Genomic DNA, 25,106 nt, shown 5'->3' on the forward strand with positions numbered 1-25,106 from the left:
AATAATTCTAATGCGCTTTTTTTAAACCTAGTTCAGTTCTTTATAATGATTAATAGAAGACATATTCGCGTTAAAGTTATGCAATCGATGTATGCGATGCAACAATCTAATAGCGACGATTTAATTAAGGAAGAGAAATTCTTAAAATTTAGCATTCAAAAAATGTTTGATTTATATGTGTTACAAATTCAACTTATGGTTGAAGTACAAAAACTAGCACATAAAAAAATTGAACTTGCAAAAAAGAAAATCTTAGCAACTAAGGAAGATTTAAACCCAAACACAAAATTTATAAACAACAGGGTAATTAATTCAATTACTGAAAGTGTATCTTTTGATGGTTATAAAGAACTTAACGGTCTTAATAACTGGGAATTAGATGATGAGTATGTAAAGATTATTTGGGAAGAGTTACAAAACTCCGATTTATATGCTAAGTACATTAATACTGTTGAAGATTCATTTAATGTGGATAGAAGTTTTGCAATCGATTTTTATAGAGAGATTATTGCTCCAAATGAAAAATTAGCAGATTATTACGAAGATACCATGATTTCTTGGGTAGATGATATTCCGTTTGTAAACACTTGGGTTCTTAAATCTCTAAACAAACAAAAAGAAGGAAGAGCTTTTCAGTTAGGTAAGTTATATAAAGACCAAGATGATGAAGATTTTGTTTCTCAATTATTTAAAAAAGCAATTTTAAATCATCACAAATATCAAGATGATATAAAAGATAAAACACCAAACTGGGAAAGCGATCGAATTGCAGGAATCGATATGATTTTAATAAAAATGGCAATAACAGAGTTTTTGCATTTTCCATCAATACCAAGTAGAGTTTCCATAAACGAGTATATAGAATTAGCCAAAGATTATTCAACCGAAAAAAGCGGTTATTTTATAAATGGCGTTTTAGACAAATTATCTAAAGACTATTTAGCAACCAAAAAAATGGTTAAAATGGGAAGAGGATTAATGTAGTTCAAAATAATTTAGTAATTTTATCACCATAAAATAAATATTTTAAAAAATGAAAAAAGCAATAGTAGCAATAGCATTTGTATTAACAGCAGGAGTTTTTGTTTCATGTAAAGAAACAAATGCAGCATCTAAAGTAAAACAAGAAAATGTTGTAAACGCTCAAAAAAGAGATAACGATATTAGTAAAGGTGCACCAGTTGTAGCTTTTGATAGATTAGAGCACGATTTTGGAACTGTAAATGAAGGAGATGTTGTAGAAACTTCATTTGTAGTAACTAACACAGGTAAATCTGATTTGGTAATAACTAATGCAACAGCAACTTGCGGTTGTACAGTTCCAACTTGGCCAAGAAATACACCAATAGCTCCAGGAGAATCTGCGGAAATTAAAGTTAGTTTTAATACTAATGGAAAACCTAACAGACAATCTAAAGCGGTAACATTATTTACAAATACCGCAACTGGTAGAGAAGTTGTAAAAGTTGTAGGAATGGTTACACCTAAAGCTAAAACACCAAGCGTATAATGATAGCAAGTATATTTTTACAAGCAAATGGTGGTTTAATGAGTATGCTGCCATTTGTAGCAATGATTGGTGTTTTATATTTCTTTATGATTCGTCCACAGATGAATAAAGCAAAAAAAGAAAAAACATTTCAAGCAGAAATAAGAAGAGGCGCTAAAGTTGTAACTTCTAGTGGAATTCATGGAAAAATAGTGGATTTAAACGACGCAGAAGGTACAGTAACTATAGAAACTGGAGCAGGAAAAATTAAGTTTGAACGCTCAGCTATTTCTATGGAATTAAGCAAACGCTTTTCAGGAGCTGTTAAAAAATAAATCAATTTTTAAATTGATAAAAAGTGAGCTTTTTGCTCACTTTTTTGTTTTTATGTAGATTGCACTATAAATGGAAAATTTAAGAAACATACCAAAAGCATTTTTTGGATTTTTAGTAGCTTCATTATTAATTTGGCTACTTATTAATATGTCTAAAGAATACAGTTCTTCGGTTTCTTATAGTGTGGATTATCAAGAGTTGCCTCAAAATAAATTACTGGAAGAAAAACCACAAGAAAATATAAGTTTAGCTATTAAAGCAACAGGATTTAAATTGTTTTCAGCAAATATCTCTTCAAAAAAGATACTACTAAATACCGACAAGTTGCGTCAAAAAAATGCAACAGATTTTTATCTTTTACCAGAGAGCCAAAAGTTAGCAATACAAAAACAATTAGCTTCTGGTCTTACTTTAGAAGGTATTTTACAAGACACACTGTTTTTAAAAATAGGAAGTTTAGCAACAAAGAAAGTTCCAGTTGTAGCAAATTTAGATTTGCAATTTCAACCAGGTTATAATTTGTCTGAAAAAGTAACAATTAAACCCGATAGTATTACTATTTCTGGACCAGAATTTCAGTTAAAAAGTATTCAGAATATTGCAATAAGTTCATTTAAAATGGAAGGTTTAAATAGAGATTTCTCTAAAAACGTGTCGTTAAAATTACCTGAAAGCATTGTAAATACTAAGTTTAGTGCTACGGAAGTTAGTGTATCTGGAAAAGTAGATAAATTTACTGAAGGTAATTTTGAAGTTCCTTTTAAAGTTGAAAATGTTCCGTTTGGAATTACTCTAAATACCTTTCCTAAAACAGTTAAAGTAACTTATATTGTTGGACTTAAAAACTTTGGAAATGTAACCGCAGACTCCTTTGAAGTTGTATGTGATTATAAACAAGCAGTAGAAAATGAGTTGTCTTATTTAATTCCTAAGGTACATATAAAATCTAGTGAAGTTTCTTCAGTAAAAGTTACGCCAGATAAAATTGAATATCTAATACATAAATAATGGTAGTTGGCATAACAGGCGGAATTGGAAGCGGTAAGTCTACTGTTTTAAAACTCTTTAAGGGGTTAGGTAGTATAGCAACTTATATAGCAGATGAAGAGGCTAAAAAGTTAATGAATAGTTCTAAAGTTATACAAGAAAAACTTGTTTTAGAATTTGGAGAAGAAGTGTATCTAGACAATAAATTAAACAGACCGTTCTTAGCCAATATTGTTTTTAAGAACAAAGAAAAATTGGCAACTTTAAATGCAATTGTACATCCTGTTGTGTATAATCACTTAGAAAGTTTTATTAAAAATAATACAGATAAAGATTATATTTTATATGAAAATGCAATTCTTTTTGAAAACGGAAGCGATGTTTTTTGCGATAAAATAATTACAGTTACTGCACCAGAAAAAGTAAAAATAGATCGTGTTATTTCTAGAGATAAAACTTCGGAAAAAGAAGTGAGAAATAGGATGAAAAATCAATGGAAAGACAGTAAGAAAACACTACAATCAAACTACATTATTTGTAATGTTTCTTTAACTAAAACAAAAGAGCAAGTCTTAAAAATCCATAATAAATTAACACAAAACCTGCTTTAGGTTAGAAAATATGTACTGTTTTTGTTAAAATACTCTTAAAACTACAGTATTTTTGTTAATCAACGTTAAAAACCATTTTTGTTAATTTTTAATGCGCTAATTTTGAATAATGAGTAAGAAAATCTTCATTCTTATTGTTGCTTTAATGAGCATATCTTTAATTGGTATTATAGCTGTTCAGGTCTATTGGATTAATGACGCAATTGCTAGTAAGCAAAAACAATTTAAGAGTGATGTTACAGTTGCTTTAGCAGGTGTTTCTGAGGCAATTAAAGAAAAAGAAGAATCCCAGTTTACAATAAAGTATAGTAAGTTCTTTGAAAATAATAGATATAGAACAGATGCTGAAATGAAAAGCTTTTTGTGGGAGCAAATAGATACTACAGGAAGAGAGAAGTTTACATTTGGAGCAACAATATTAGAAGAAAATTTTAAAATCCCAGCCGGATTTTTAAATGATGATGAAGTAATTTTAAAAAAATATTCTGGTAGAGAAGATACTTTTCATTCTAGAATGATAAAAAGTTCCAATCCTAAAGAGTTTGAACCAGTTTTTGATGAAAAAAGGTTTTCAGTTTTTAAAGACTATTCAAATTTAGAAAGACAACAGTTTGTAAGCTTATTTAATCAAAGTAAAAGAATTAAACCAATTAATCAGAGAGTTAGAAATCGTGAGTTAAACTTAATTATTAAAGAAGAATTAGCAAAACGTAATATAGTTCAAGGGTTTAAATATGGTGTTTACGATGATGGTTTGGCAACATCTTTAAAATCTGGATATTTTAAAATTCAACCTAATGAAGGTTTTTATTACCCGCTTTTTGAAGACGAAAATGGAAATAGTAATTATAAGTTGTACATAACCTTTCCAGAAGGAAAAAAAGAGTTGTTATCTGGATTGATGTCAATTTTATTGCTTTCAATATTTTTTATATTTATTATTATAGTAGCATTTTCAAGTTCATTATATCAATTAATACGTCAAAAGAAAATATCAGAAATAAAAACTGATTTTATAAATAACATGACGCATGAGTTTAAAACGCCAATTGCAACCATAAATTTAGCGTTAGACGCCATTAAAAATCCAAAGATTATTAATGATGAAGACAAGGTTAAAAGGTATGTAAATATGATTCGTGAAGAGAACAAAAGAATGCACGGTCAAGTAGAAAGTGTTTTAAGAATATCTAGATTAGAAAAAAATCAACTAGATATTAGTAAGGAAGCAGTAGATGGAACAGACATAATAGAAGAAGCTATAGAACATGTAAGTTTATTAGTTGAAGATAAAAAAGGTTCAATTAAAACAACATTTAAAGCAATATCAACAGAAGTGTTAGGTAATGAGTTTCATTTAACAAATGTTGTGGTAAATATGTTAGAGAATGCTTTAAAATACTCCGAAGATAAACCAAGAATTGAGGTAATAACAGAAAGCACAAATAAATTCTTTATCTTTAAAATAAAAGATGAAGGTATAGGAATGAGTAAACAAGCACAAAAAAATGTGTTTAATAAATTTTATAGAGAACAAAAAGGTAATATACACGACGTAAAAGGTCATGGTTTAGGTTTAGCATACGTAAAAGAAATAGTAGAAAACCATCACGGAACAGTTTTTGTAGAGAGTGAGAAAGGAAAAGGAAGCACGTTTACAGTAAAATTACCATTAATTTAAACAAATATTATGGGCATTAAAAAAATATTATTAGTAGAAGACGATCCAAATTTTGGAACAGTTTTAAAAGATTATTTAGCATTAAATGATTATAATGTAACACATGCTAAAGATGGTATTGAAGGTTTAATTATGTTTAAAAACTCAGATTATGATTTGTGTATTTTAGATGTAATGATGCCTCGTAAAGACGGTTTTTCATTAGCAAAAGACATTAGAGTAACCAACAAAGAAGTGCCAATTATTTTCTTAACAGCAAAAACGTTAAAAGAAGATGTACTAAAAGGTTACCAAGCAGGAGCAGACGATTATTTAAATAAACCGTTCGATTCTGAAGTTTTATTACACAAAATAAAAGCAATTTTACAACGTAAAGAAAACGAAACAACTACAGATACGGAGCAATTTGAGTTTAATATCGGTAAATTTTTCTTCAATTCTAAGTTACGTCACTTGTCTATTGGAGAAACTGCAGAACCGCAAAAATTATCTCCAAAAGAAAGTAAATTGTTACGCATGTTAGCAATTCACAAAAACGATTTAATGCCAAGAGAATTAGCATTAACAAAGATCTGGAGAGACGATAACTACTTCACTTCTAGAAGTATGGATGTTTATATTGCAAAACTACGTAAGTATTTAAAACTAGACGAAAATGTTGAAATTTTAAATATTCACGGAGAAGGATTTAGATTGGTAGAAAAAGTTTAAAACATTTTTTTTAGAAGCTGTTTCCCGCTTTTCGTTATATCTTTTGCAAAAAAGCAAAAGGATGTCACTACAATCGGGGCTAAGCAATTTTACTGGCAACAATAATAAAAAGAAACTTTCAGCTTGTTTATCAGGCTGAAAGTTTTTACTTTTAACTAAAACCTAGAACTTGGCAGAATTTATAAAAATATACAACGAGAATCCTAATCCTAAAGAAATAGAAAAAGTAGTAAAAGTGCTACAAAAAGGCGGATTAGTAATTTATCCAACCGATACGGTTTACGGTTTAGGTTGCGATATTACAAGCACAAAAGCCTTAGAAAAGATTGCTAAAATTAAAGGAGTAAAGCTAGAAAAAGCAAACTTTTCATTTATTTGTAACGATTTAAGTCATCTTTCAGACTATGTAAAGCAAATAGATACAGCAACGTACAAAATATTAAAACGTGCCTTGCCAGGACCTTATACTTTTATTTTACCGGGAAGTAATTCATTACCAAAAGTATTCAAAAAAAGAAAAACGGTAGGAATTAGAATTCCAGATAATAACATTGCACGTGCAATTGTAGAAGCATTAGGAAATCCAATTGTATCAACATCTATACATGATGAAGATACCGTTTTAGAATACACTACAGATCCAGAATTAATTTTCGAGAAGTGGCAAAACCAAGTAGATTTAGTAGTTGATGGTGGTTTTGGAGATAATTACGCATCTACAGTTATAGATTTAACTACAGATGAACCAGAAGTTATAAGAGAAGGAAAAGGAAGTTTAGATATTCTTTAGAGTTACAAAGTTGCAAAGTAATAAAGTTGATAACTTACTTCAAATCTTTATACTCTTTTCTTCCCAATCCAAAATATTGCCAAACTACTGAAGTGTGTAAGTTATATTCGTAACGACGTTGTAGTTTTCTACGCTTGTTAAAGAATTTAAAAAAGTTTTTATAAAAACTAAAATGCGCTTTTATAATTGCCCAAGTGTGTATTGGTCTTAGTTCAAATAAGAACTTTATTCCTGCAATTCCATCTAAAATTAAACGAGAAAAAACCACAAATAAAAACCATTGTGTTGGCACATTTTTTACAACAGTAAGCAGGCTATTTCTAAAATTTAAATATGTTTTATGCGGATTACTTTCTTGTAACGTTGCGCCACCAACATGATAAACAGTTGAAGTACCAACATATTTAACTTTAAAACCTTCGTTTTGTGTACGCCAACATAAATCAATTTCTTCTTGATGCGCAAAATAATCTTCATCAAAACCACCTAATTGATGGTACACTTTAGAGCGAATAAAAAAACAAGCTCCAGAAGCCCAAAAAATTTCTGAAGTATCATTGAATTGTCCGTTATCGGTTTCTAAATCATTAAAAACACGTCCTCTGCAATATGGATAACCATATAAATCTACAAAGCCGCCACCAGCACCAGCGTATTCAAATTTAGATTTGTCTTTAAAATCTAATAATTTTGGTTGAATAATAGCCGTATTTTCTTCTTCCTTAAAAACCTGTAGAATAGGAGAGAGCCAGTTTTTGGTAACTTCTACATCTGAGTTTATTAAACAATAAATATCTGCTTCAATATGTTGTAAAGCGTCGTTATATCCTTTTGCATAACCTCCGTTTTCTGTGTTTTCAATAATTTTTACTGAAGGAAAGTTAGTTTTTACAAAATTAATTGAATTGTCTGAAGAAGCATTATCGGCAACATAAATAGTAGCATCTGGCGAATTAAAATTCACAATTGAAGGTAAAAACTGTTCTAGTAGTTTTTCTCCATTCCAATTTAATATGACTATTGCTGTTTTCAAGGTCGCAAAATTAAGCTTTTAAGTCGGTTTAAAAGTTTAAATTTTTCATAATAATTGTACAGCTTTTTTATGTTTGTCATTCCTGCGTAGGCAGGAATCTATGCTGACTTTTGTGAGAATTTATTAACTAAAAGGGTTATAAAAAAGCAATAGCAAGTACGCGCGTTAGCGATTGAAACGGCATCCTTTTTATGGTAAACTCGTTTCAGTGTTTATCATAAAAAATAAAAACACCTATAAATAAGAACAGATGCTGAAATAAAATCAGCATAAAAAGATATAGTGGAAAGCGCGACCCTTGTGGTAACGCCCAAAAAGAATTACTTGTAATTAGGGACTTCCTTTAGAAAGATATAAGTTTCATTTTCAAAATCCATTTTGCAGTAAAAATGTTCCAATCCGTTGGTTACAATTAAGTAATTTGCATTTAATTTTAAGTTGTAACGTGCAATTTGATCAAAAGTATCTTGTGTTATCTTAATTTTTGGCGCTTTGCATTCTACAATAATATCTGGTTTTCCTTCCGCATTAAAAATTAAAATATCAGTTCTTTTTTTACGATTGTTGATAGTTAACTGTTTTTCAATGGCAATTAAAGAAACTGGATATTTCTTTTCTTCAATTAAATACATAACAAAATGTTGACGTACCCATTCTTCTGGAGTTAAAACCACATTTTTTTTTCTCAATTTATCAAAAATAAGCGTCTTATTTTCGTTACTTTTGAGCTTAAACGGATATGTAGGAAGATTGAGTTTTTGCATCAATCAAAAGTAATTAAAAATCAGATATGATACATTTATTAGTTGGCAATACTGGCGCAGGGAAATCTACGTATGCTAATAGGTTAAAACTTGAAATAAATGGCGTGGTTTTTACCTTAGATAAATGGAATAAAATATTGTTTTTTCCTGATAAAACCGACCAAGATGGTTTAGAATGGTTTTTAGAAAGAATAGATAGAGCAGAGCTTTTAATGCAAGATTTAATTTTACAATTAGAAAGAACTGGTGTAGATGCTATTTTAGATGTTGGTCTTTCTAAATTTAAACATAGAGAAAAATATAGGCAATTTGCTAAAGAAAATAATATTGAAGTTAAAACTCATTTTTTAGACATTCCGAAAGAGATAAGAAAAGAGCGTGTTGTAAAACGTAACTTAGAAAAAGGAGCAACTTTTGAGTTTGAGGTAAGTGAGGATAATTTTGAATTTATGGAGAATTGGTTTGAAACTCTAACGGAAACAGAGTTGTTAAATGCAGTAATTATAGAAGAATAATGAACGACGTAAAACATATTATATCAGACATTAATAATGGGAACCTTAAACCTATTTATTTTTTAATGGGAGAAGAGTCTTATTATATTGATAAGATTTCTGAATATATAGAAAAAAACGTGTTAGATGAAGCTGAAAAAGGCTTTAATCAGGTAGTTATGTACGGAAGAGATGTTTCTATAGAAGAGATAGTTTCTTCTGCTAAACGCTACCCAATGATGGCAGAACGACAAGTTTTAATTGTAAAGGAAGCACAAGATTTAGCGCGTACAATTGATAAGTTAGAGAGTTATGCTGCCAATCCGCAACCTACAACGGTTTTAGTTTTAAACTACAAATACAAGAAATTAGACAAACGTAAAAAAGCCTACAAAGCGATTGCTAAAAATGGATTGATTTATGAAAGTAAGAAGTTGTATGAGAATCAGGTTTCTGATTGGATTCGTAGAGTTTTAAGCGGAAAAAAATATCAGATTGAGCCAAAAGCGTCGCACATGTTGGTGGAGTTTTTAGGAAACGATTTAAGTAAGATTTCTAATGAATTGGATAAATTAACCTCAGTTTTACCTGTTGAAACTATAATTACACCAAATCATATTGAAGAAAATATTGGAATTTCTAAAGATTTTAACAACTTTGAGTTGCTAAAAGCAATTGGAGATAAAAATGTGGTAAAAGTGAACAGAATAATTAATTATTTCTGTGAAAATCCAAAGAAAAACCCAACTATTGTTACTGTTTCTACATTGAATGGTTTCTTTACCAAACTACTTTTATATCATGGTTTAAAGGATAAGTCGAAAGCAAATATTGCACGAAATTTAGGTGTAAATCCTTATTTTGTGGGAGATTATACAACAGCTGCTAAAAGCTTTCCTATGCGAAAAGTTGCACAAGTAATTGCATTGCTTCGAGATGCAGATGTTAAAAGTAAAGGTGTTGGCGCAAACCAAAGCCAAAGTGATATTTTAAAAGAGTTATTATTCAAAATTTTGCATTAAAATGAAAAATATTTTTAAGAAAGAAGTTACTAACGAAGTAATTGAGAGAATTAACAAGTTAACACCGCAAACTCAAGCAAATTGGGGTAAGATGTCTGTTTCACAAATGTTAGCACATTGTTGTGTTATTTATGAAATGGTTTATACAGACAAACACCCAAAACCAAATGCTTTTGTAAAATTGATGTTAAAGTTATTTGTGAAAAAAGCTGTAGTTTCAGAAAAACCATATTCAAAAAATAGTAAAACGGCTCCACAGTTTATAATTTCTGATGAACGAGAATTTGAAGCAGAAAAGAAGCGTTTAATAGGTTTTATAACTAAAACACAAGAATTAGGTGAGCAATATTTTGAAGGCAAAGAATCTCATTCTTTTGGTAAATTATCTGCTACAGAATGGAATAATTCTTTTTATAAACATTTAGAGCATCACTTAACGCAATTTGGGGTTTAAATATTTATTAAGCTCCTCCGGCTAAATTATAAGTTACTTCATGTTCTTGCCCGTTATTAATGTATTTAATAGTGATTTTTTCAAAACTTAAAGAAACAATTTCTTGACGATTAGAACTGGCATCTAATTGATGTTTATTTATTGTAGTTTTTTTGAGAGTTAAGATTAAATAAGGTTCTTTCGATTCATTTTTAATTAAACTTATTATTGCTTCTTTAAAAGATTTTCCTTGAAGATTAGCTAACATTATATATGGTGTTGCTGCATCAATTTTTTTTACTAGAGAAATTGGAGACATTTCAGCTCTATATTGACTTCTCCCTCTACCTGGTACAATTTTACCAGCTTTTTCAATTAATGAAGCTAAACCAAAAATTTCTATTTCATTTTTATATTCTGAAGACTTAGATTCTCCTTCTATATTAGGAATTTTTAGATATCCTATTACGGTTCTAGAAGTGATTGGGTTTTCTTGTTTGCTTTGAGAATTAACTGTAATTGAGAATAAAAATAAACTTATAAATAATAACTGTATTGTTTTCATGATATTTCTGATTTACAACAAAAATATTATTATTTATATTGAAAATCAAGAGGTTAAAAACCCTATTTTACATAAAAAGCCTCGCTTCCGATATTCGAAAGCGAGGCTTTTATTTCTATAAATCTAATATTCTAAATTCCTAAAAATACTATCTATTTTCAACTCCATCAACAACAATACGAGCTTCTCTATTAGCAACTTCCCAAGCAGTATGGAAAACCAAACGCGTACGTTTTTCTAACATTTCGTAGTTAATTTTATCTGGTGTATCACTTGGTTTGTGGTAATCTGCATGCGTTCCATTAAAGTAAAATATAATTGGAATACCGTGTTTTGCAAAGTTATAATGATCAGAACGGTAATAGAATCTATTTGGTTCGTCTTCAGCATTATATCTGTAATCTAAATCTACATTTGTATATTTTTTATTTACTGCTTCAGAGATGTTGTGTAAGTCTGTACTTAATTTATCTGAACCAATTAAATATACATAATTTGGATTTCCTTTGTGAGCTGCATCAACTCTACCAATCATATCAATATTTAAATCGGTAACTGTGTTTGCTAAAGGAAAAAGTGGGTTTTCAGAATAGTATTTAGAACCTAATAATCCTTTTTCTTCACCAGTTACGTGTAAAAATAACATTGAACGTTTTGGGCCTTTTCCTGCATCAGCAGCTTTTTTAAATGCTTCAGCAATTTCTAACATTGCAACTGTTCCAGAACCATCATCATCGGCTCCGTTATAGATTTCTCCATTTTTTATACCTTCATGATCTAAATGTGCAGAAATAACTACAATTTCATCAGGCTTTTCAGTTCCTTTAATAAAAGCAACTACATTTTCGGAAGCTTTTAATTTTCCTCTTCTTGCGTTTTTGTTTAACCATTCTGCAGGAACTTCTTGAAAATAATCATCACCACCAATTGGAGATTTAATTCCTTGGTTTACATAGAAGTTTTTTAAATACTCAACAGCTTTTTTCTGTCCAGGTTCACCTGTATTTCTTCCTTCAAATTCATCTGAAGCATATACAAATAGGTGATTTCCTAAATCTTTAGCTGTAATTGTAGCTGCGTATTTTTGTGCTTGATCTACGTTTGCATCGTTGTCTGATTTTGATGCTTCTTTACCAGATCCACATGCCATAAAAGCCAATGCGCAAGCTGAGTATAATAATTTTTTCATGTTGTTTTGTTGCGTTTAATTTACTTGGTTAAATGTAACTTTTAGTTACTTAAGTGTCAAATTTAATTCTTCTTAATGACGAATTGTTCTAAATTTTTGTTAAAATGAATTAATTTTTTAGGGAATAATGTATCAAATGCATTTTTATTTATCAATTCCTCAGAAGTTCCACTGTAAATTGTGTCTTCCGTTAGTAAAATACATTCATCCGCTAATTGAATTGCCAAATTTACTTCGTGTGTAGAAATTAAAATTGTTTTTTGTGTTGTTTCTACTAACTTCTTTAAAAGCGAAAATATTTTTATGGTATGATGAATGTCTAGATGTGCAGTTGGTTCGTCTAAGATGATAATTTCTGTGTCTTGCGCCAAAGCTCTTGCAATTAAAACACGTTGTAATTGTCCGTCGCTTAATTCGTAAAAACGTTTGGATTTTAAATGCTCAATTTCAGTTTGCTCAATTGCTGTGTTTACTTTTTGAATATCTATTTCCGATAAAGTATCAATCCAATTTGTATAGGGTTGTCTACCAAGTGCAATTAATTCAAAAACAGTTAATTGACTTTCTGGTAGTCGTTCAGTTAAAACTAAGCTTAACGTAGTTGCTAATTCTTGATTTGTATATTCTGAAATATTTTTTTGGTTGATAAAAACCTTTCCTACTAACGGATTTTGAACTTTAGAAAGTGTTCTTAATAAAGTAGATTTTCCAATTCCGTTTTTACCTAAGAGTGCAACAAATTTGCCTTTTTCAATAGCTACATTAATTTCTGAAGCAATAACAGTTTGTTGCTTTTTTGTTTGATAACCTATAGCTAAGTTTTCAGTTTTAAGAACGATATGTTTTTTTGAATCCTTCAAAATTAAACGAATATTTTCTTTTTTCTAACTAATAACCAAATAACAACTGGCGCTCCAAATAATGAGGTAATTGCGTTAATTGGAAGTGTAAATTCACTTGTTGGCAACTGTGCAATTAAATCGCAAATTAGTAAAACAATTGCACCAATTAATGCTGTTGCTGGTAATAATATTTTATGATTTGATGTTGAAAACACCATTTTTGCAATATGCGGAACTGCCAAGCCAACAAATGCAATTGGTCCAGAAAAAGCAGTGATAACTCCCGTTAACAAACTAGTAATTAATAAAATGATATTTCTACTTTTCTTGATATTGATTCCTAAACTCTTCGCGTAGTTTTCACCTAATAAATAACTGTTTAAAGGTTTTATGATTGAAAAGGTTGCGGTAATTCCGATTAAGTAAATAGCTGCAAAAACAAGTATTTCATTCCAAGTTAGATTGCCTAAACTCCCAAAACTCCAAAACATATATTGCTGAATTTGGGCAGCTTCGCTAAAGTAGGCGAGTACTGATATAACTGCGGAAGTTAAAGACCCAAACATTAATCCGATTATTAAAATAGACATGGTATTTCTAATTCTATTTGCGGTAATAATTACTGCGGAAAGCACTAAAAAAGCACCTAAACTTGCGGCAATAGCAATTGCCCAATTAGAAAAAGCTAAAGATAAAAAGACTCCGCCAAAAACACTTGAGCCTAAAATTAATAAAGCAACACCTAAACTTGCACCTGAAGAAATTCCTAGAACAAAAGGTCCTGCTAGCGGATTTCTAAACAATGTTTGCATTAATAAACCACAAATTGATAAGCCAGAACCTACTAAAATTGCTGTAATTGCTTTTGGTAATCTAAAATTTAAGATAATGGTTTGCCAACTTTCTTTTGTTGGATTGCCGCCAGATAAACTTTTTAAAATATCCTCAAACGGAATAGAAACTGACCCAAAACTTATATTCACAAAGAAGAATACTAACAGTAAAACTGCTAATAAAATGAAGTGTTTAGAATATGTTTTTTGTATTGTTTTCAATCTTCTGTCATTCCTGCGAAAGCAGGAATCTATTTTAAGTTTGTTTGGATTACTGCCTTCGCAGGAATGACAAATCTAAGATTTATAATTTGATAAAAAATCTACCAACTCTTTAATTGCAATTCCCCGATGCGAAATTTTATTTTTTTCTTCGGAAGACATTTCAGCAAAAGAATTGTCAAAACCTTGGGGTTTAAAAATAGGATCGTATCCAAAACCTTTTTCGCCTTGTTTCTTGGATAGAATTTCACCTTTACAAATTCCGTTAAATAAAAACTGTTTGCCATTTAAATTTAAGCAAACTGAAGTTCTAAATTGTGCTTTTCTATTGGTTTTATTTTCTAATTCTGAAATCAATTTTTGCATGTTATTTTCAGAATTTGAAGGTTCTCCAGCATAACGAGCAGAATACACACCAGGTTTATTGTCTAAGGATTCAACTTCTAAACCAGTATCATCCGCAAAACAATTATAGCCAAATTTTTGTGTAATATAATCTGCTTTAATTTTTGCATTTCCATCTAAAGTAGTTGCAGTTTCTTCAATTTCATCAAAGCAATTAATGTCTTTTAAGCTCAATAATTCTATTGAATTTGGTAGCATTTTTTGAACTTCAGCTAATTTATTTAGGTTGTTTGTTGCGAAAACTAATTTCATACTTAACTAGATATAATTTTTAAAACCAATTCTTTAGTTAAAGGCTGCCCGTTTGCCATTTTTTTAATGTTTTCAAAGGTAAAAACAAAATCGCAACCTGTTTTATAAGCAGAACAACCATAAGCAGTTTTTCCCTTTAAAATAGTTCCTTTTTTACATTTAGGACACGATATTTTATTAGATTTCTCCTCATTCTTCGTCGAAATGACAGCTTGTTTTTGCTCCAGCTTTAAACTAAAATTATCATCAAATCTAATTAAACCTTCAACTTTACCAGCATCAGTTTTAAAACCTTTTAAATTGGTTGTACAACCTTTATCAATTAGACGTATAATCTGATTTTCAGAAACCTTTTTACCGTAAATTTCAAACGGAATTTTTAAATCGCAATTGTTTTTATATTCTGAGCAACCAAAAGCAGAAGAGCCTTTTAAAATGTGTCCTTTTTTACATTTCGGACAGGTTTTACCTGCAACTTGTTTTTTCTTTTTGTCATTTCGACTTTTTGGAGAAATCTTGTTAGACTTTTCGGCTGCGCTCGAAGTGACAGCAGAAATTCTCTTTTTAGAAGTGTTAGAACGCACTTCATACACCAATTCGTCCACCATTTTCTTCATATTATTAATGAAGGTTCCTGCGTTAAAATCGCCTCTTTCAATTTCCTTTAAACGTTTTTCCCAACGACCAGTTAATTCAGCAGATTTTAATAACTCGTTATCAATAATATTAATTAAATCGATTCCGGTTTGTGTTGGTAAAACCAATTTTTTCTTACGTTCTATATATTTTCTTCGGAATAACGTCTCAATAATACTTGCACGAGTTGAAGGTCTTCCAATTCCGTTTTCCTTCATTAATTCGCGCATTTCATCGTCGTCAACTTGCTTTCCTGCAGTTTCCATGGCGCGTAATAAACTTGCTTCTGTAAAATTTCTTGGTGGTTTGGTTTCCTTTTCTAAAAAGGAAGGTTCGTGCGTTCCTTTTTCACCTTTTACAAAAGAAGGCAAGGTTAATTGTTGATTTAATTCCTTTTTAATCTTACTTTCTTCGGTTTCAAAAACAACACGCCAACCTTTATTTATAATCTCTTTTCCTGTTGTTTTAAAAGGAACATCTGCAGCTTTACCAATTACAGAAGTATTAGAAACATCTGAATCTGGATAAAAAACACCAATAAAACGTTTTGTTATGATGTCGTACACTTGTTGTTGGTTGTACTGTAAATTACTTTGAATTCCGGTAGGAATAATTGCGTGGTGATCTGTTACTTTTTTATCATCAAAAACACGTTTCGATTTTTTTATTTTACTACCTAAAAGTGGTTCGGTAAGTTTGCTGTAGTTCGTTAATTTAGATAAAATACCTGCAACTTTCGGATATACATCATTTGGTAAGAAAGTAGTATCAACTCTTGGATAGGTTACTACTTTCATTTCATATAACTTCTGAACCATTTTTAAGGTTTCATCCGCGGAAAATCCGAATTTATTATTACAATACACTTGTAAACCAGTTAAATCGAACAGTTTTGGTGCGTATTCTTTTCCTTTCTTTTTAGTAACAGAAACAATTTCAAAATCTGATTCTTTAACTTTATTGGCTAAAACTTGTCCGTCTTCTTGTTTTAGAAAACGACCATCTTCGTAATTAAAAAGTGTATTTCTATAGGTAGTTTGAAGTTCCCAGTACGGTTGTGGTTTAAAATCACGGATTTCCTTAAAACGATTTACCAACATTGCCAGCGTAGGAGTTTGCACTCTACCAACGGATAAAACTTGTTTATAACCACCAAATTTAACGGTGTATAAACGAGTTGCGTTTAAGCCTAAAAGCCAATCTCCAATAGCTCTGGAGAATCCTGCGTAATATAAGTTATCATATTGTTCAGCAGGTTTTAAGTTCTTAAAACCTTCTTTAATAGCTTCTTCTGTAAGCGAAGAAATCCATAAACGTTGTACTTCTCCTTTATAATTACATTGGTTAATTACCCAACGCTGAATGAGTTCTCCTTCTGTTCCCGCATCCCCACAATTAATGATTACATCTGCTTTTTCAAAAAGACTTTTTACAATATTGAATTGTTTTTTTATTCCTGCATCTCCAGTAACTTTGGTGTCAAAACGTTCTGGAAGCATTGGTAAGTTGTTCAAATCCCAACTTTTCCAATGTGGTTTGTAATCTTTAGGTTCTAAAAGTGTGCATAAATGCCCAAAAGTATAGGTAACTGCATAACCGTTTCCTTCGTAAAAACCATCACGTTTTGTGTTGGCTCCTAGAATACTAGCAATTTCTCTTGCTACACTTGGTTTCTCGGCAATACAGACTTTCATTGGTTATTTTTTCGAATTCGAAATTAGTGAATTATTATATATTTAAAGATGTTCTTTTTGCGATTGTTAATAAAATAGAAGTCCTTCAGGTTTTAAAACATGAAGGACTAAAATTAGTATTTGTATATTGTTAATTAAGTAGCTTTTTTATTTATAAACTGGGTTTATATTATTTCAATTTTGAAAGATTTTCTTTAACATCTTCCCAAGTGGTTTTTTTCTTTTTGTTTGATTCTTTAACTTCTTGTTGTATTTGTTCCTTTTGAGAATCACTTAAGTCATCCCAAGAATCATTTTTATCTGTTTTAGTGCTCATTTTATAAAGATAAGAAATTATTAATTTACTTCACCAAAGCCAATTGAATTCGCTTTCTAACTACATCAACTTCTAATACTTTTACAATAATTTGTTGTTGTAAAGTAACAATAGCGTTTACATCTTTTACAAAAGTATCAGATAAATTAGAAACGTGAATTAAGCCGCTTTCTTTGATACCAACATCTACAAAACAACCAAAATTGGTAATGTTATTTACAATTCCGGGTAAAAGTTGACCTAACCTTAAATCTGATATTGTTTTAATGTTTTTGTCAAAAGAAAAAACTTTTGCTTTTTCTCGTGGATCTAAACCTGGTTTTTCTAATTCCTTTACAATATCTTCTAACGTAGGTAAACCAATAGTTGCTGTTATATAATTTTTAAGTTGAATTTCTTTTATCAACGCAGAGTTTCCAATAAATTCAGCAACTTTTTTATTATTGTCTTTGGCAATTTTATCAACCAAATTATAACTTTCTGGGTGAACTCCAGAATCGTCTAGCGGATTTTTTCCATTTTTAATTCTTAAAAAACCTGCCGCTTGTTCGTAGGCTTTTCCGCCTAAACGAGGAACTTTTTTTATTTCATTTCTTGAAGTAAAAGAACCGTTTTCGTTTCTGTAATTTACGATGTTTTCTGCCAATTTTGGACCAATTCCAGAAACATAACTCAATAAAGATTCACTTGCAGTATTTATGTTTACGCCAATTGTATTTACACAACTTTCTACGGTGGTGTCTAAAGATTTCTTCAATTTTGTTTGATCTACATCATGTTGATATTGCCCAACACCAATCGATTTTGCATCAATTTTAACCAATTCTGCTAATGGATCTTGTAAACGTCTACCAATTGAAACCGAACCACGAACAGTAACATCGTAATTTGGGAATTCATCTCTTGCAATTTTTGAAGCTGAGTAAATAGAAGCGCCAGCTTCACTTACCACAAAAACATCAATAGTATGTTTAAACTGTATTTTTTGTACCAATTGCTCTGTTTCTCTGGAAGCGGTTCCGTTTCCAATAGCAATGGCTTCAATTTTATAAGCATCAACTAGTGAACTAATTTTTTTAATGGCTTCTATGGATTTATTTTGAGGCGCATGCGGATAAATATTTTCGTTATGTTCTAATTCACCTTGTTCATTTAAACAAACAACTTTGCAGCCTGATCTAAATCCAGGATCAATTGCTAAAATTCTTTTTTCGCCTAAAGGAGCGCCTAAAAGTAATTGTTTTAGGTTTTTAGAAAATACGGTAATGGCATCTTCATCTGCTTTTTCTTTAGCAAGCGATAATATTTCATTTGATAAAGAAGGATACAACAAACGTTTAAAAGCGTCTTTTATAGCTAATTCAATTTGTTCGGTACATTCGTTTTGAGAACGGATAATTCTGTTTTCTATTCTTTCAAGTATTCTTTCAGTTTCAATTTCAATTTTAACTCTGATAAAACCTTCGCTTTCTGCTCTTAAAATGGCTAATAATCTGTGCGATGGAATTCGACTTAAAGATTCACTCAAATCAAAATAATCTTTGAATTTCTGTGCTTTTTCATCATCAACTTTACTCTTTATTATTTTTGATGAAATCGTAGCGTGTCTTTCTAATTCACGTCTAATAATGTTACGAATATCAGTTCTTTCATTTATCCATTCAGCAATAATAAAACGAGCACCTTCTAAAGCTTTTTCAATAGTTTCAACTTGGTTGGAAGTATATTTAGAAGTGGTAAATTCTAAATCATTTACTCGCTGACTCATTATCATTTTTGCCAACGGTTCTAAACCTTGTAAACGAGCAGTTTCGGCTTTGGTTTTTCGTTTTTTCTTAAAAGGTAAATACAAATCTTCTAAAGCAATTAAATCTTTAGAATTGGTTACTTTTTGAGATAATTCAGCAGTTAAAACATCTTGTTCTTCCAAGGCTTTTAAAATAGCTTTTTTACGCTTTTCTAAGGCTTCAAAAAGTTCTTTAAACTTTACTATTTCACCAATTTGAACTTCATCTAAATTGCCTGTCATTTCTTTTCTATATCGAGAAATAAAAGGAATTGTAGCATCTTCATTTAATAATGAAAGCGTATTTTTTACAGACTTTTCAGGTAATTGTGTCTGTTGAATTATATAAGAAAGAATTTGCATTGTTGTCTAAAAATTATTCGTGATGATAAGGTTCATTCTTTAAAATTGTAAAACCTCTGTATAATTGTTCCACAATAAAAAGACGAATCATTTGGTGTGAAAAAGTCATTTTAGATAAGGATATTTTTCCAACAGATTTTTTATAAACAGCTTCAGAAAATCCGTATGGACCACCAATAACCAGCACTAATTGCTTAATGCCAGAATTCATTTTTTTCTGAAGATATTTAGAAAACTCAATAGACGTAAAATGTTTCCCTTTATCGTCTAGCAAAACCAACTGATCTGTATTTTGGAGCTTTGATAAAATTAAATTGCCTTCTTTTTCTTTTTGTTGAACTTCGCTTAAATTCTTCACATTTTTAATGTCAGGAATAATCTCCAATTCAAACTTTATATAATGCTTTAATCTATTTTGATAGTTATCAATAAGTTGAATTAAATTTTTATCATCGGTTTTACCAATAGCAAGTAACTTGATTTTCATAATTCAAAATTACAATTAATCATTAAAAATTGTCTTATTTTAGCACATATAATTAAAGTAAAAAATGATTTCAAAAGAACAATTTAATACAGAACTCGATTTAATAATTACAAACGCATTAAGAGAAGACATTGGAGATGGTGATCATACATCGCTTTCTTGTATTCCTGCAGATGCGCAAGGAAAAGCAAAGTTATTGGTTAAAGATGAAGGAATTATTGCTGGTGTAGCATTTGCAAAGCAAGTTTTTTCTTACGTTGATAAAGATTTACAAGTAGAAACATTTATAAATGATGGCGAAAAAGTAAAATATGGAGATATTGTTTTTCATGTTTCAGGAAAGTCTCAATCTATATTAATGGCAGAGCGTTTGGTTTTAAACGCAATGCAACGTATGTCTGCAATTGCAACCAAAACAGCTTTCTTTATGGGCTTGTTAGAAGGTACAAAAACCAAAGTTTTAGATACAAGAAAAACGACTCCAGGAATTAGAGCTTTAGAAAAATGGGCTGTAAAAATTGGAGGTGGAGAAAATCATCGTTTTGCGTTGTATGATATGGTTATGATTAAAGATAATCACATTGATTTTGCAGGTGGAATTACAGCTGCAATTACAAAAACAAAGAAATATTTAGCTGATAAAGGTTTAGATATTAAAATTATTGTTGAAGCAAGAAGTTTAGATGAAATTAAAGAAATTCTATCTGTAGATGGAGTTTACAGAATTCTTATTGACAATTTTAATTATGAAGATACACGTAAAGCTGTAGCGTTAATTGGCGATAAATGTTTAACAGAATCTTCAGGTGGAATTAACGAAGAAACGATTAGAAAATACGCAGAGTGTGGTGTAGATTTTATTTCTTCTGGAGCGTTAACGCATTCTGTTTATAACTTAGATTTAAGCTTAAAAGCTATTGATTAACAAATAAAAAAATCACATTTCATGAAAAAATATATACTAATTGCAACAGTTGTATTATTTGCAAGTTGTGCTTCTAAAGAGTCAAAAAAAGAAGGAAATATGAATTTAGCTGAAAATCCTTTATTGGTTGGAAGTACTTTAGATTACGGAACACCAGATTTCACTAAAATTGAAAATGAGCATTTTATGCCTGCAATTTTAGAAGGAATGCGTTTGCAAAATGAAGCTATTACTAAGATTGTTGACAGTAAAGAAGCTCCAACTTTTGAAAACACCATTTTGGCTTTAGAAGAAAGTAGTAGAACGTTAGACAATGTTACCGCAGTCTTTTTCGGATTAGCAGGTGCACATACAAATGATGTAATTAAAGCAAACCAAAAAGAATTAGCTCCAAAATTTTCTAATCACTCAGATAATATTGTTTTAAATACCAAGCTGTTTTCTAAAATTAAAACCGTCTATTCTAATTTAGAAACCTTAAAATTAGATGCTGAATCTAAACATTTAGTAAAAGAATACTATAAGAATTTTACGAAAGCAGGTGCAAATTTATCTGAAGATAAAAAAGAGCAGTTAAAAGGAATTAATTCTGAAATTGCTAGTTTATCTAACGATTTTGGTAAGAAATTACTTGACGCAAGTAAAAAAGGCGGCGTTCTAGTTGCTGATAAAGAAAAATTAAAAGGTTTTTCAGATGAAAAGATAAAAGCGATTGAGAAAGACGGAAAGTATGAAATTCAGTTAATTAATACTACGCAACAACCTGATTTACAAACCTTAGAAAATAGATTAGTACGTAAAGAATTGTTTGAAAAATCGATACACAGATCTGATGCTGGTGAGTATGATACAAGCGAATTGGTCCAGAAAATGGTTTCTTTAAGAGCTAAAAAAGCACAGATTTTAGGTTTTGATAATTATGCAAGTTGGAGTTTACAAGGAACTATGGCTTCTACACCAGATAAAGTTTTTGACATGTTTACAAACTTAATTCCAGGTTCTTTAGAAAAAGCGGCATCTGAAGTAAAAGAAATTCAAGCTGAAATAAACAAAGAAGGTAAAGACTTTAAATTAGCGCCTTATGATTGGAATCATTATGCTGAAAAAGTTAGAAAATCTAAATACGACTTAAATGAAGAGGAAGTAAAACCGTATTTCGAAGTAACAAATGTTCTTGAAAAAGGTGTTTTTTACGCAGCAACTAAATTATACGGAATCACTTTTAAAAAACGTACAGATATTCCAACGTATCATCCAGATGTTGTGGTGTACGAGTTGTTTGAAGAAGACGGAAGTAAATTAGGTTTATACTTTGGAGATTTCTTTGCAAGAGATAGTAAAAGAGGAGGAGCTTGGATGTCGGCTTTTGTAAAGCAATCTAAATTGCGCAATCAAAAACCAGTAATTTATAATGTATGTAATTCACCTAAACCAGCAGCAGGAGAACCTGCATTAATCAGTTTTGGTGAAGTAGAAACTATGTTTCATGAATTTGGACACGCGTTACACGGTTTATTTGGGAATCAAAAATATGCATCAATTTCTGGTACAAGTACTGCGAGAGATTTTGTAGAATTTCCTTCTCAGTTTAACGAGAATTGGTCTACACATCCTGAAGTTTTAAATAATTATGCAATTCATTATAAAACAGGAGAAGTTATTCCTGCTTCATTATTGAAAAAAATAAAAGATGCAGGAACTTTTAATCAAGGATATTCTATGATTGAAAACTTATGTTCTTCTAGTTTAGACATGAAATGGCATACAATTTCTGCGGATGAAAAAATTACAGACGTTGCTAAGTTTGAATTAGAAGCATTGGCAAAAATGAAGCTAAATGTAGATGAAGTTCCGCCAAGATATCGTTCTACATATTTCGCACATATTTTTAGCGGAGGTTATGCTGCTGGTTATTATTCGTATTTATGGACGGAAATGTTAAGTCACGATGCGTACGATTGGTTTAAAGACAACGGATTGTTAACACGTGAAAACGGACAAAAATTCCGTGAGCAAGTTTTATCTAAAGGAAACACAATGGATTATGCAGAAATGTATAAAACCTTTGCAGGTCGTAATCCTGAAGCTGCACCAATGTTAAAAGCGAGAGGTTTAAAATAGTTTATGAAATATCTTAAAGCTTTTTTATTAGTTCTGGTTATTTGTTGTTCTTGTAAAAAAGTAATAACAAATGATATTAATATTCAAGCAGATAAAATTATTAAAGAGGAAAGAGTTACATATCAATTACATAAATATGAACTTGATAAATTAAAAATTCATTCTTTAAAAATAATTAAAACAGACACCACTTTAATTTATAATTACGTAAATTCTATTGATGGAAAATATAATATAGATTTTGAATTTTCTGAAAAAGAAAAAGAGTTGTTATTCTACAATGGAGAACGTTTTCACATTATAGATAGTAGTTTTGTATTTGTTGATAAAAGAATATCTGAGGATCCATTTTATTTTTTCTGGCAAGAAAATGGCAAATCTCATCAATCGAGACCAATCTTGTTTAATGAAAAGTATGGTCTTCTTGGAGTTTTTAATTCTTATGGGCCTGAGTTAATAATACTAAAACACAAGACTGAGGATTTTGATTTAATAACTAAAATAAAAAATGCAATGGGTGATTTTGCCCCTAAATAAAATGACAGACAATTATTTCGACAGCGAAGAATACTCAAAAAATGATTTTACAACAACTAAAATCAAAAAAGGAGAATACGATAATTGTACGTTTTCAAATTGTAATTTTGAAGGTATTCATGCATCAAATATTCAGTTTGTAGAATGTGAATTTATAGATTGTAATTTTAGCAATACTATTGTTAAAGACACTGCTTTTAAAGACGTGAACTTTATCAATTGTAAAATGATTGGTGTAAAATTCAATGAGGTAGATCCGTTTTTACTGCAATTTAGTTTTAAAGATTGTCAGTTAAACTATTCAAGTTTTTATCAATTAAAAATGCCAAATACTAGGTTTATAGATTGTAATTTAGAAGAAGTAGATTTTACGGAAACTGATGTAATAAGTACAATTTTTGACAAATCAGATTTACAACTGGCCATTTTTAGTCGAACTAATTTAGAAAAATCAGATTTTAGAACAGCGTTTAATTTTAATATCAATCCAGAGAATAATAAGTTAAAAGGAGCAAAGTTTAGTAAAGAGAATCTTGTTGGACTTTTACTAAATTATAATATTGTTATAGAGTAATGACAAAAGAAATAGAAGACAAACTTGAGAAAATACCAATTGTAAACCTTTTGGTGAAATTTGGCAAGAAAATTAAAATTCCTGGATTAGAAGGCATGTCTTTGTATGATGTAATTGAAATGTACATTATTGGTATTGTAAAAGGTGCATTAACAACACGTGCAGGCGGAATTGCATTCAGTTTTTTTATGGCAATTTTTCCGTTTATGCTGTTTGTTTTATCGTTAATTCCCTACATACCAATTGAAGGATTTCAAGACAATCTTTTTAGTTTAATTCAAGAAATGTTACCGCCAAAAACTTTTGAAGCTGTAGATGTAGTTATTAAAGATATTATAAACAATCAATATGGTGGATTGTTATCTTTTGGTTTTTTAGCTTCCATGTTTTTAATGACAAACGGCGTAAATGCCATTTTTGGAGGTTTTGAATATTCGTATCATGTAAAAGAATTTAGAAACGTTTTTAGAGCGTATTTTGTTTCTTTAGGCGTGTCTTTATTAATGGTTTTATTCTTAATTGTCACGGTGGTTTTAATTATATATTATCAAATTGCACTGACAAGAATTGATAAAATTGGTTGGTTAGATACAGTAGATTTAAACTTGTTTTATTGGGGAAGAGGTTTACTCTTTTTATTGATGATTTTTACCATTGTATCATTACTATTTCGTTTTGGAACCACACAAGGAAAGGAAGTTAAGTTCTTTTCTGCCGGAGCAATCTTAACCACTGTTTTATCATTATTTACATTTTATGTATTCGGAATTTACGTTGTAAAATTTGCAACATACAATCAATTATACGGTTCTATTGGAACACTTTTAATACTAATGCTATTTGTGTGGCTAAACGCAATAATTCTGTTATTAGGTTTCGAATTAAACGCTTCTTTGTATAGTTTAAGACGAAGAAATAAAACTTTTACAACTCCTAAAAAATTATAACTTTTTCACGATATTTGCAGGCGCAATTTTTAATTGCAAATGTTAAATTTTAAGTTATTAG

Annotated in this window: 27 protein-coding genes; 16 read left to right on the forward strand and 11 right to left on the reverse strand. The window is 30.0% G+C overall.

Going from position 1 to position 25,106, the window contains the following annotated elements:
* Positions 1-45 precede the first annotated feature (45 nt).
* The 8 genes from nusB to LPB136_RS02505 all read left to right on the forward strand — a co-directional run bounded on the left by nusB (position 46) and on the right by LPB136_RS02505 (position 6,605).
* A complete protein-coding gene (gene nusB / locus LPB136_RS02470; protein WP_072554623.1) occupies positions 46-984 on the forward strand; it encodes a transcription antitermination factor NusB in 939 nt (312 codons plus the stop codon).
* A gap of 49 nt (positions 985-1,033) precedes the next feature.
* Complete coding sequence (locus LPB136_RS02475) at positions 1,034-1,510, forward strand: DUF1573 domain-containing protein (RefSeq protein WP_072554624.1); 477 nt, start codon at positions 1,034-1,036, stop codon at positions 1,508-1,510.
* A complete protein-coding gene (yajC, locus tag LPB136_RS02480) occupies positions 1,510-1,824 on the forward strand; it encodes a preprotein translocase subunit YajC (RefSeq protein ID WP_072554625.1) in 315 nt (104 codons plus the stop codon). Before LPB136_RS02475 ends, yajC begins: the two co-directional genes overlap by 1 nt.
* Positions 1,825-1,894: 70 nt before the next feature.
* The gene (locus LPB136_RS02485; RefSeq protein ID WP_072554626.1) at positions 1,895-2,833 is read left to right on the forward strand and encodes a CdaR family protein; all 939 of its coding nucleotides are present in this window, start codon (positions 1,895-1,897) and stop codon (positions 2,831-2,833) included.
* Positions 2,833-3,423, forward strand: a complete 591-nt coding sequence (gene coaE / locus LPB136_RS02490) for a dephospho-CoA kinase (RefSeq protein WP_072554627.1) — start codon at positions 2,833-2,835, stop codon at positions 3,421-3,423. Before LPB136_RS02485 ends, coaE begins: the two co-directional genes overlap by 1 nt.
* Before the next feature lie 109 nt (positions 3,424-3,532).
* Positions 3,533-5,104 (forward strand): sensor histidine kinase, encoded by a 1,572-nt coding sequence (locus LPB136_RS02495; RefSeq protein WP_072554628.1) that lies wholly within the window; start codon positions 3,533-3,535, stop codon positions 5,102-5,104.
* Between the two features lie 9 nt (positions 5,105-5,113).
* The gene (locus LPB136_RS02500) at positions 5,114-5,815 is read left to right on the forward strand and encodes a response regulator transcription factor (protein WP_072554629.1); all 702 of its coding nucleotides are present in this window, start codon (positions 5,114-5,116) and stop codon (positions 5,813-5,815) included.
* Between the two features lie 169 nt (positions 5,816-5,984).
* Positions 5,985-6,605: an L-threonylcarbamoyladenylate synthase gene (locus LPB136_RS02505; protein ID WP_072554630.1), complete on the forward strand. Its 621-nt coding sequence runs from the start codon at positions 5,985-5,987 to the stop codon at positions 6,603-6,605.
* Positions 6,606-6,639: 34 nt separating this feature from the next.
* On the opposite strand, the gene LPB136_RS02510 is transcribed toward LPB136_RS02505, so the two are convergent.
* Positions 6,640-7,638, reverse strand: coding sequence for a glycosyltransferase family 2 protein (locus LPB136_RS02510; protein WP_072554631.1), 999 nt, complete (start codon positions 7,636-7,638; stop codon positions 6,640-6,642).
* 320 nt (positions 7,639-7,958) lie between these two features.
* A complete protein-coding gene (locus tag LPB136_RS02515; RefSeq protein ID WP_072554632.1) occupies positions 7,959-8,402 on the reverse strand; it encodes a type I restriction enzyme HsdR N-terminal domain-containing protein in 444 nt (147 codons plus the stop codon).
* A 26-nt stretch (positions 8,403-8,428) separates the two neighbouring features.
* On the opposite strand from LPB136_RS02515, the gene LPB136_RS02520 reads away from it, so the two are divergent.
* From LPB136_RS02520 to LPB136_RS02530, 3 genes are read left to right on the forward strand one after another with little or no spacing between them, the layout of a single operon-like run.
* Positions 8,429-8,917: a P-loop nucleotide/nucleoside kinase family protein gene (locus LPB136_RS02520; protein WP_072554633.1), complete on the forward strand. Its 489-nt coding sequence runs from the start codon at positions 8,429-8,431 to the stop codon at positions 8,915-8,917.
* Positions 8,917-9,918 carry a DNA polymerase III subunit delta gene (holA, locus tag LPB136_RS02525; protein WP_072554634.1) on the forward strand — a complete coding sequence of 334 codons (1,002 nt, stop codon included), beginning with the start codon at positions 8,917-8,919 and terminating at the stop codon, positions 9,916-9,918. Before LPB136_RS02520 ends, holA begins: the two co-directional genes overlap by 1 nt.
* A gap of 1 nt (position 9,919) precedes the next feature.
* Positions 9,920-10,372, forward strand: a complete 453-nt coding sequence (locus tag LPB136_RS02530) for a DUF1569 domain-containing protein (protein WP_072554635.1) — start codon at positions 9,920-9,922, stop codon at positions 10,370-10,372.
* A gap of 7 nt (positions 10,373-10,379) precedes the next feature.
* On the opposite strand, the gene LPB136_RS02535 is transcribed toward LPB136_RS02530, so the two are convergent.
* The 9 genes from LPB136_RS02535 to rlmH form a co-directional block, all read right to left on the reverse strand.
* The gene (locus LPB136_RS02535; protein ID WP_072554636.1) at positions 10,380-10,916 is read right to left on the reverse strand and encodes an Hcp family type VI secretion system effector; all 537 of its coding nucleotides are present in this window, start codon (positions 10,914-10,916) and stop codon (positions 10,380-10,382) included.
* A gap of 148 nt (positions 10,917-11,064) precedes the next feature.
* Positions 11,065-12,105: a M28 family metallopeptidase gene (locus LPB136_RS02540; protein WP_072554637.1), complete on the reverse strand. Its 1,041-nt coding sequence runs from the start codon at positions 12,103-12,105 to the stop codon at positions 11,065-11,067.
* A 62-nt stretch (positions 12,106-12,167) separates the two neighbouring features.
* Positions 12,168-12,965, reverse strand: a complete 798-nt coding sequence (locus tag LPB136_RS02545; RefSeq protein WP_158009587.1) for an ABC transporter ATP-binding protein — start codon at positions 12,963-12,965, stop codon at positions 12,168-12,170.
* A 2-nt stretch (positions 12,966-12,967) separates the two neighbouring features.
* Positions 12,968-13,993, reverse strand: a complete 1,026-nt coding sequence (locus tag LPB136_RS02550) for a FecCD family ABC transporter permease (RefSeq protein ID WP_418361243.1) — start codon at positions 13,991-13,993, stop codon at positions 12,968-12,970.
* Positions 13,994-14,077: 84 nt separating this feature from the next.
* Complete coding sequence (locus LPB136_RS02555) at positions 14,078-14,659, reverse strand: non-canonical purine NTP diphosphatase (RefSeq protein ID WP_072554640.1); 582 nt, start codon at positions 14,657-14,659, stop codon at positions 14,078-14,080.
* A 2-nt stretch (positions 14,660-14,661) separates the two neighbouring features.
* The gene (locus LPB136_RS02560; protein ID WP_072554641.1) at positions 14,662-16,989 is read right to left on the reverse strand and encodes a type IA DNA topoisomerase; all 2,328 of its coding nucleotides are present in this window, start codon (positions 16,987-16,989) and stop codon (positions 14,662-14,664) included.
* A gap of 169 nt (positions 16,990-17,158) precedes the next feature.
* Positions 17,159-17,305 carry a hypothetical protein gene (locus LPB136_RS13970; protein WP_158009588.1) on the reverse strand — a complete coding sequence of 49 codons (147 nt, stop codon included), beginning with the start codon at positions 17,303-17,305 and terminating at the stop codon, positions 17,159-17,161.
* Positions 17,306-17,330: 25 nt separating this feature from the next.
* Positions 17,331-19,454 (reverse strand): Tex family protein, encoded by a 2,124-nt coding sequence (locus tag LPB136_RS02565; RefSeq protein WP_072554642.1) that lies wholly within the window; start codon positions 19,452-19,454, stop codon positions 17,331-17,333.
* Between the two features lie 13 nt (positions 19,455-19,467).
* Complete coding sequence (rlmH, locus tag LPB136_RS02570) at positions 19,468-19,941, reverse strand: 23S rRNA (pseudouridine(1915)-N(3))-methyltransferase RlmH (protein WP_072554643.1); 474 nt, start codon at positions 19,939-19,941, stop codon at positions 19,468-19,470.
* A gap of 64 nt (positions 19,942-20,005) precedes the next feature.
* Between rlmH and nadC the strand changes: the two genes are divergently transcribed.
* From nadC to LPB136_RS02595, 5 genes are read left to right on the forward strand one after another with little or no spacing between them, the layout of a single operon-like run.
* The gene (nadC, locus tag LPB136_RS02575; RefSeq protein WP_072554644.1) at positions 20,006-20,866 is read left to right on the forward strand and encodes a carboxylating nicotinate-nucleotide diphosphorylase; all 861 of its coding nucleotides are present in this window, start codon (positions 20,006-20,008) and stop codon (positions 20,864-20,866) included.
* 21 nt (positions 20,867-20,887) lie between these two features.
* Positions 20,888-22,987, forward strand: a complete 2,100-nt coding sequence (locus tag LPB136_RS02580; RefSeq protein ID WP_072554645.1) for a M3 family metallopeptidase — start codon at positions 20,888-20,890, stop codon at positions 22,985-22,987.
* A 3-nt stretch (positions 22,988-22,990) separates the two neighbouring features.
* Complete coding sequence (locus LPB136_RS02585) at positions 22,991-23,524, forward strand: hypothetical protein (RefSeq protein ID WP_072554646.1); 534 nt, start codon at positions 22,991-22,993, stop codon at positions 23,522-23,524.
* Between the two features lies 1 nt (position 23,525).
* Positions 23,526-24,098, forward strand: coding sequence for a pentapeptide repeat-containing protein (locus LPB136_RS02590; RefSeq protein ID WP_072554647.1), 573 nt, complete (start codon positions 23,526-23,528; stop codon positions 24,096-24,098).
* The gene (locus LPB136_RS02595) at positions 24,098-25,045 is read left to right on the forward strand and encodes a YihY/virulence factor BrkB family protein (protein WP_072554648.1); all 948 of its coding nucleotides are present in this window, start codon (positions 24,098-24,100) and stop codon (positions 25,043-25,045) included. Before LPB136_RS02590 ends, LPB136_RS02595 begins: the two co-directional genes overlap by 1 nt.
* The last annotated feature ends 61 nt before the right edge of the window (positions 25,046-25,106 follow it).

Source organism: Tenacibaculum todarodis (genome assembly GCF_001889045.1).
In the GTDB taxonomy this organism is placed as follows: Bacteria; Bacteroidota; Bacteroidia; order Flavobacteriales; family Flavobacteriaceae; genus Polaribacter; species Polaribacter todarodis.

What these genes read in the sequence shown, in the direction of transcription:
- nusB (WP_072554623.1), top strand. Translation starts at nt 46, where the DNA reads ATGATTAATAGAAGACATATTCGCGTTAAAGTTATGCAATCGATGTAT.
- LPB136_RS02475 (WP_072554624.1), top strand. Translation starts at nt 1,034, where the DNA reads ATGAAAAAAGCAATAGTAGCAATAGCATTTGTATTAACAGCAGGAGTT.
- yajC (WP_072554625.1), top strand. Translation starts at nt 1,510, where the DNA reads ATGATAGCAAGTATATTTTTACAAGCAAATGGTGGTTTAATGAGTATG.
- LPB136_RS02485 (WP_072554626.1), top strand. Translation starts at nt 1,895, where the DNA reads ATGGAAAATTTAAGAAACATACCAAAAGCATTTTTTGGATTTTTAGTA.
- coaE (WP_072554627.1), top strand. Translation starts at nt 2,833, where the DNA reads ATGGTAGTTGGCATAACAGGCGGAATTGGAAGCGGTAAGTCTACTGTT.
- LPB136_RS02495 (WP_072554628.1), top strand. Translation starts at nt 3,533, where the DNA reads ATGAGTAAGAAAATCTTCATTCTTATTGTTGCTTTAATGAGCATATCT.
- LPB136_RS02500 (WP_072554629.1), top strand. Translation starts at nt 5,114, where the DNA reads ATGGGCATTAAAAAAATATTATTAGTAGAAGACGATCCAAATTTTGGA.
- LPB136_RS02515 (WP_072554632.1), bottom strand. Translation starts at nt 8,402, where the DNA reads ATGCAAAAACTCAATCTTCCTACATATCCGTTTAAGCTCAAAAGTAAC.
- LPB136_RS02520 (WP_072554633.1), top strand. Translation starts at nt 8,429, where the DNA reads ATGATACATTTATTAGTTGGCAATACTGGCGCAGGGAAATCTACGTAT.
- holA (WP_072554634.1), top strand. Translation starts at nt 8,917, where the DNA reads ATGAACGACGTAAAACATATTATATCAGACATTAATAATGGGAACCTT.
- LPB136_RS02530 (WP_072554635.1), top strand. Translation starts at nt 9,920, where the DNA reads ATGAAAAATATTTTTAAGAAAGAAGTTACTAACGAAGTAATTGAGAGA.
- LPB136_RS02535 (WP_072554636.1), bottom strand. Translation starts at nt 10,916, where the DNA reads ATGAAAACAATACAGTTATTATTTATAAGTTTATTTTTATTCTCAATT.
- LPB136_RS02540 (WP_072554637.1), bottom strand. Translation starts at nt 12,105, where the DNA reads ATGAAAAAATTATTATACTCAGCTTGCGCATTGGCTTTTATGGCATGT.
- LPB136_RS02555 (WP_072554640.1), bottom strand. Translation starts at nt 14,659, where the DNA reads ATGAAATTAGTTTTCGCAACAAACAACCTAAATAAATTAGCTGAAGTT.
- LPB136_RS02560 (WP_072554641.1), bottom strand. Translation starts at nt 16,989, where the DNA reads ATGAAAGTCTGTATTGCCGAGAAACCAAGTGTAGCAAGAGAAATTGCT.
- LPB136_RS13970 (WP_158009588.1), bottom strand. Translation starts at nt 17,305, where the DNA reads ATGAGCACTAAAACAGATAAAAATGATTCTTGGGATGACTTAAGTGAT.
- LPB136_RS02565 (WP_072554642.1), bottom strand. Translation starts at nt 19,454, where the DNA reads ATGCAAATTCTTTCTTATATAATTCAACAGACACAATTACCTGAAAAG.
- rlmH (WP_072554643.1), bottom strand. Translation starts at nt 19,941, where the DNA reads ATGAAAATCAAGTTACTTGCTATTGGTAAAACCGATGATAAAAATTTA.
- nadC (WP_072554644.1), top strand. Translation starts at nt 20,006, where the DNA reads ATGATTTCAAAAGAACAATTTAATACAGAACTCGATTTAATAATTACA.
- LPB136_RS02580 (WP_072554645.1), top strand. Translation starts at nt 20,888, where the DNA reads ATGAAAAAATATATACTAATTGCAACAGTTGTATTATTTGCAAGTTGT.
- LPB136_RS02585 (WP_072554646.1), top strand. Translation starts at nt 22,991, where the DNA reads ATGAAATATCTTAAAGCTTTTTTATTAGTTCTGGTTATTTGTTGTTCT.
- LPB136_RS02590 (WP_072554647.1), top strand. Translation starts at nt 23,526, where the DNA reads ATGACAGACAATTATTTCGACAGCGAAGAATACTCAAAAAATGATTTT.
- LPB136_RS02595 (WP_072554648.1), top strand. Translation starts at nt 24,098, where the DNA reads ATGACAAAAGAAATAGAAGACAAACTTGAGAAAATACCAATTGTAAAC.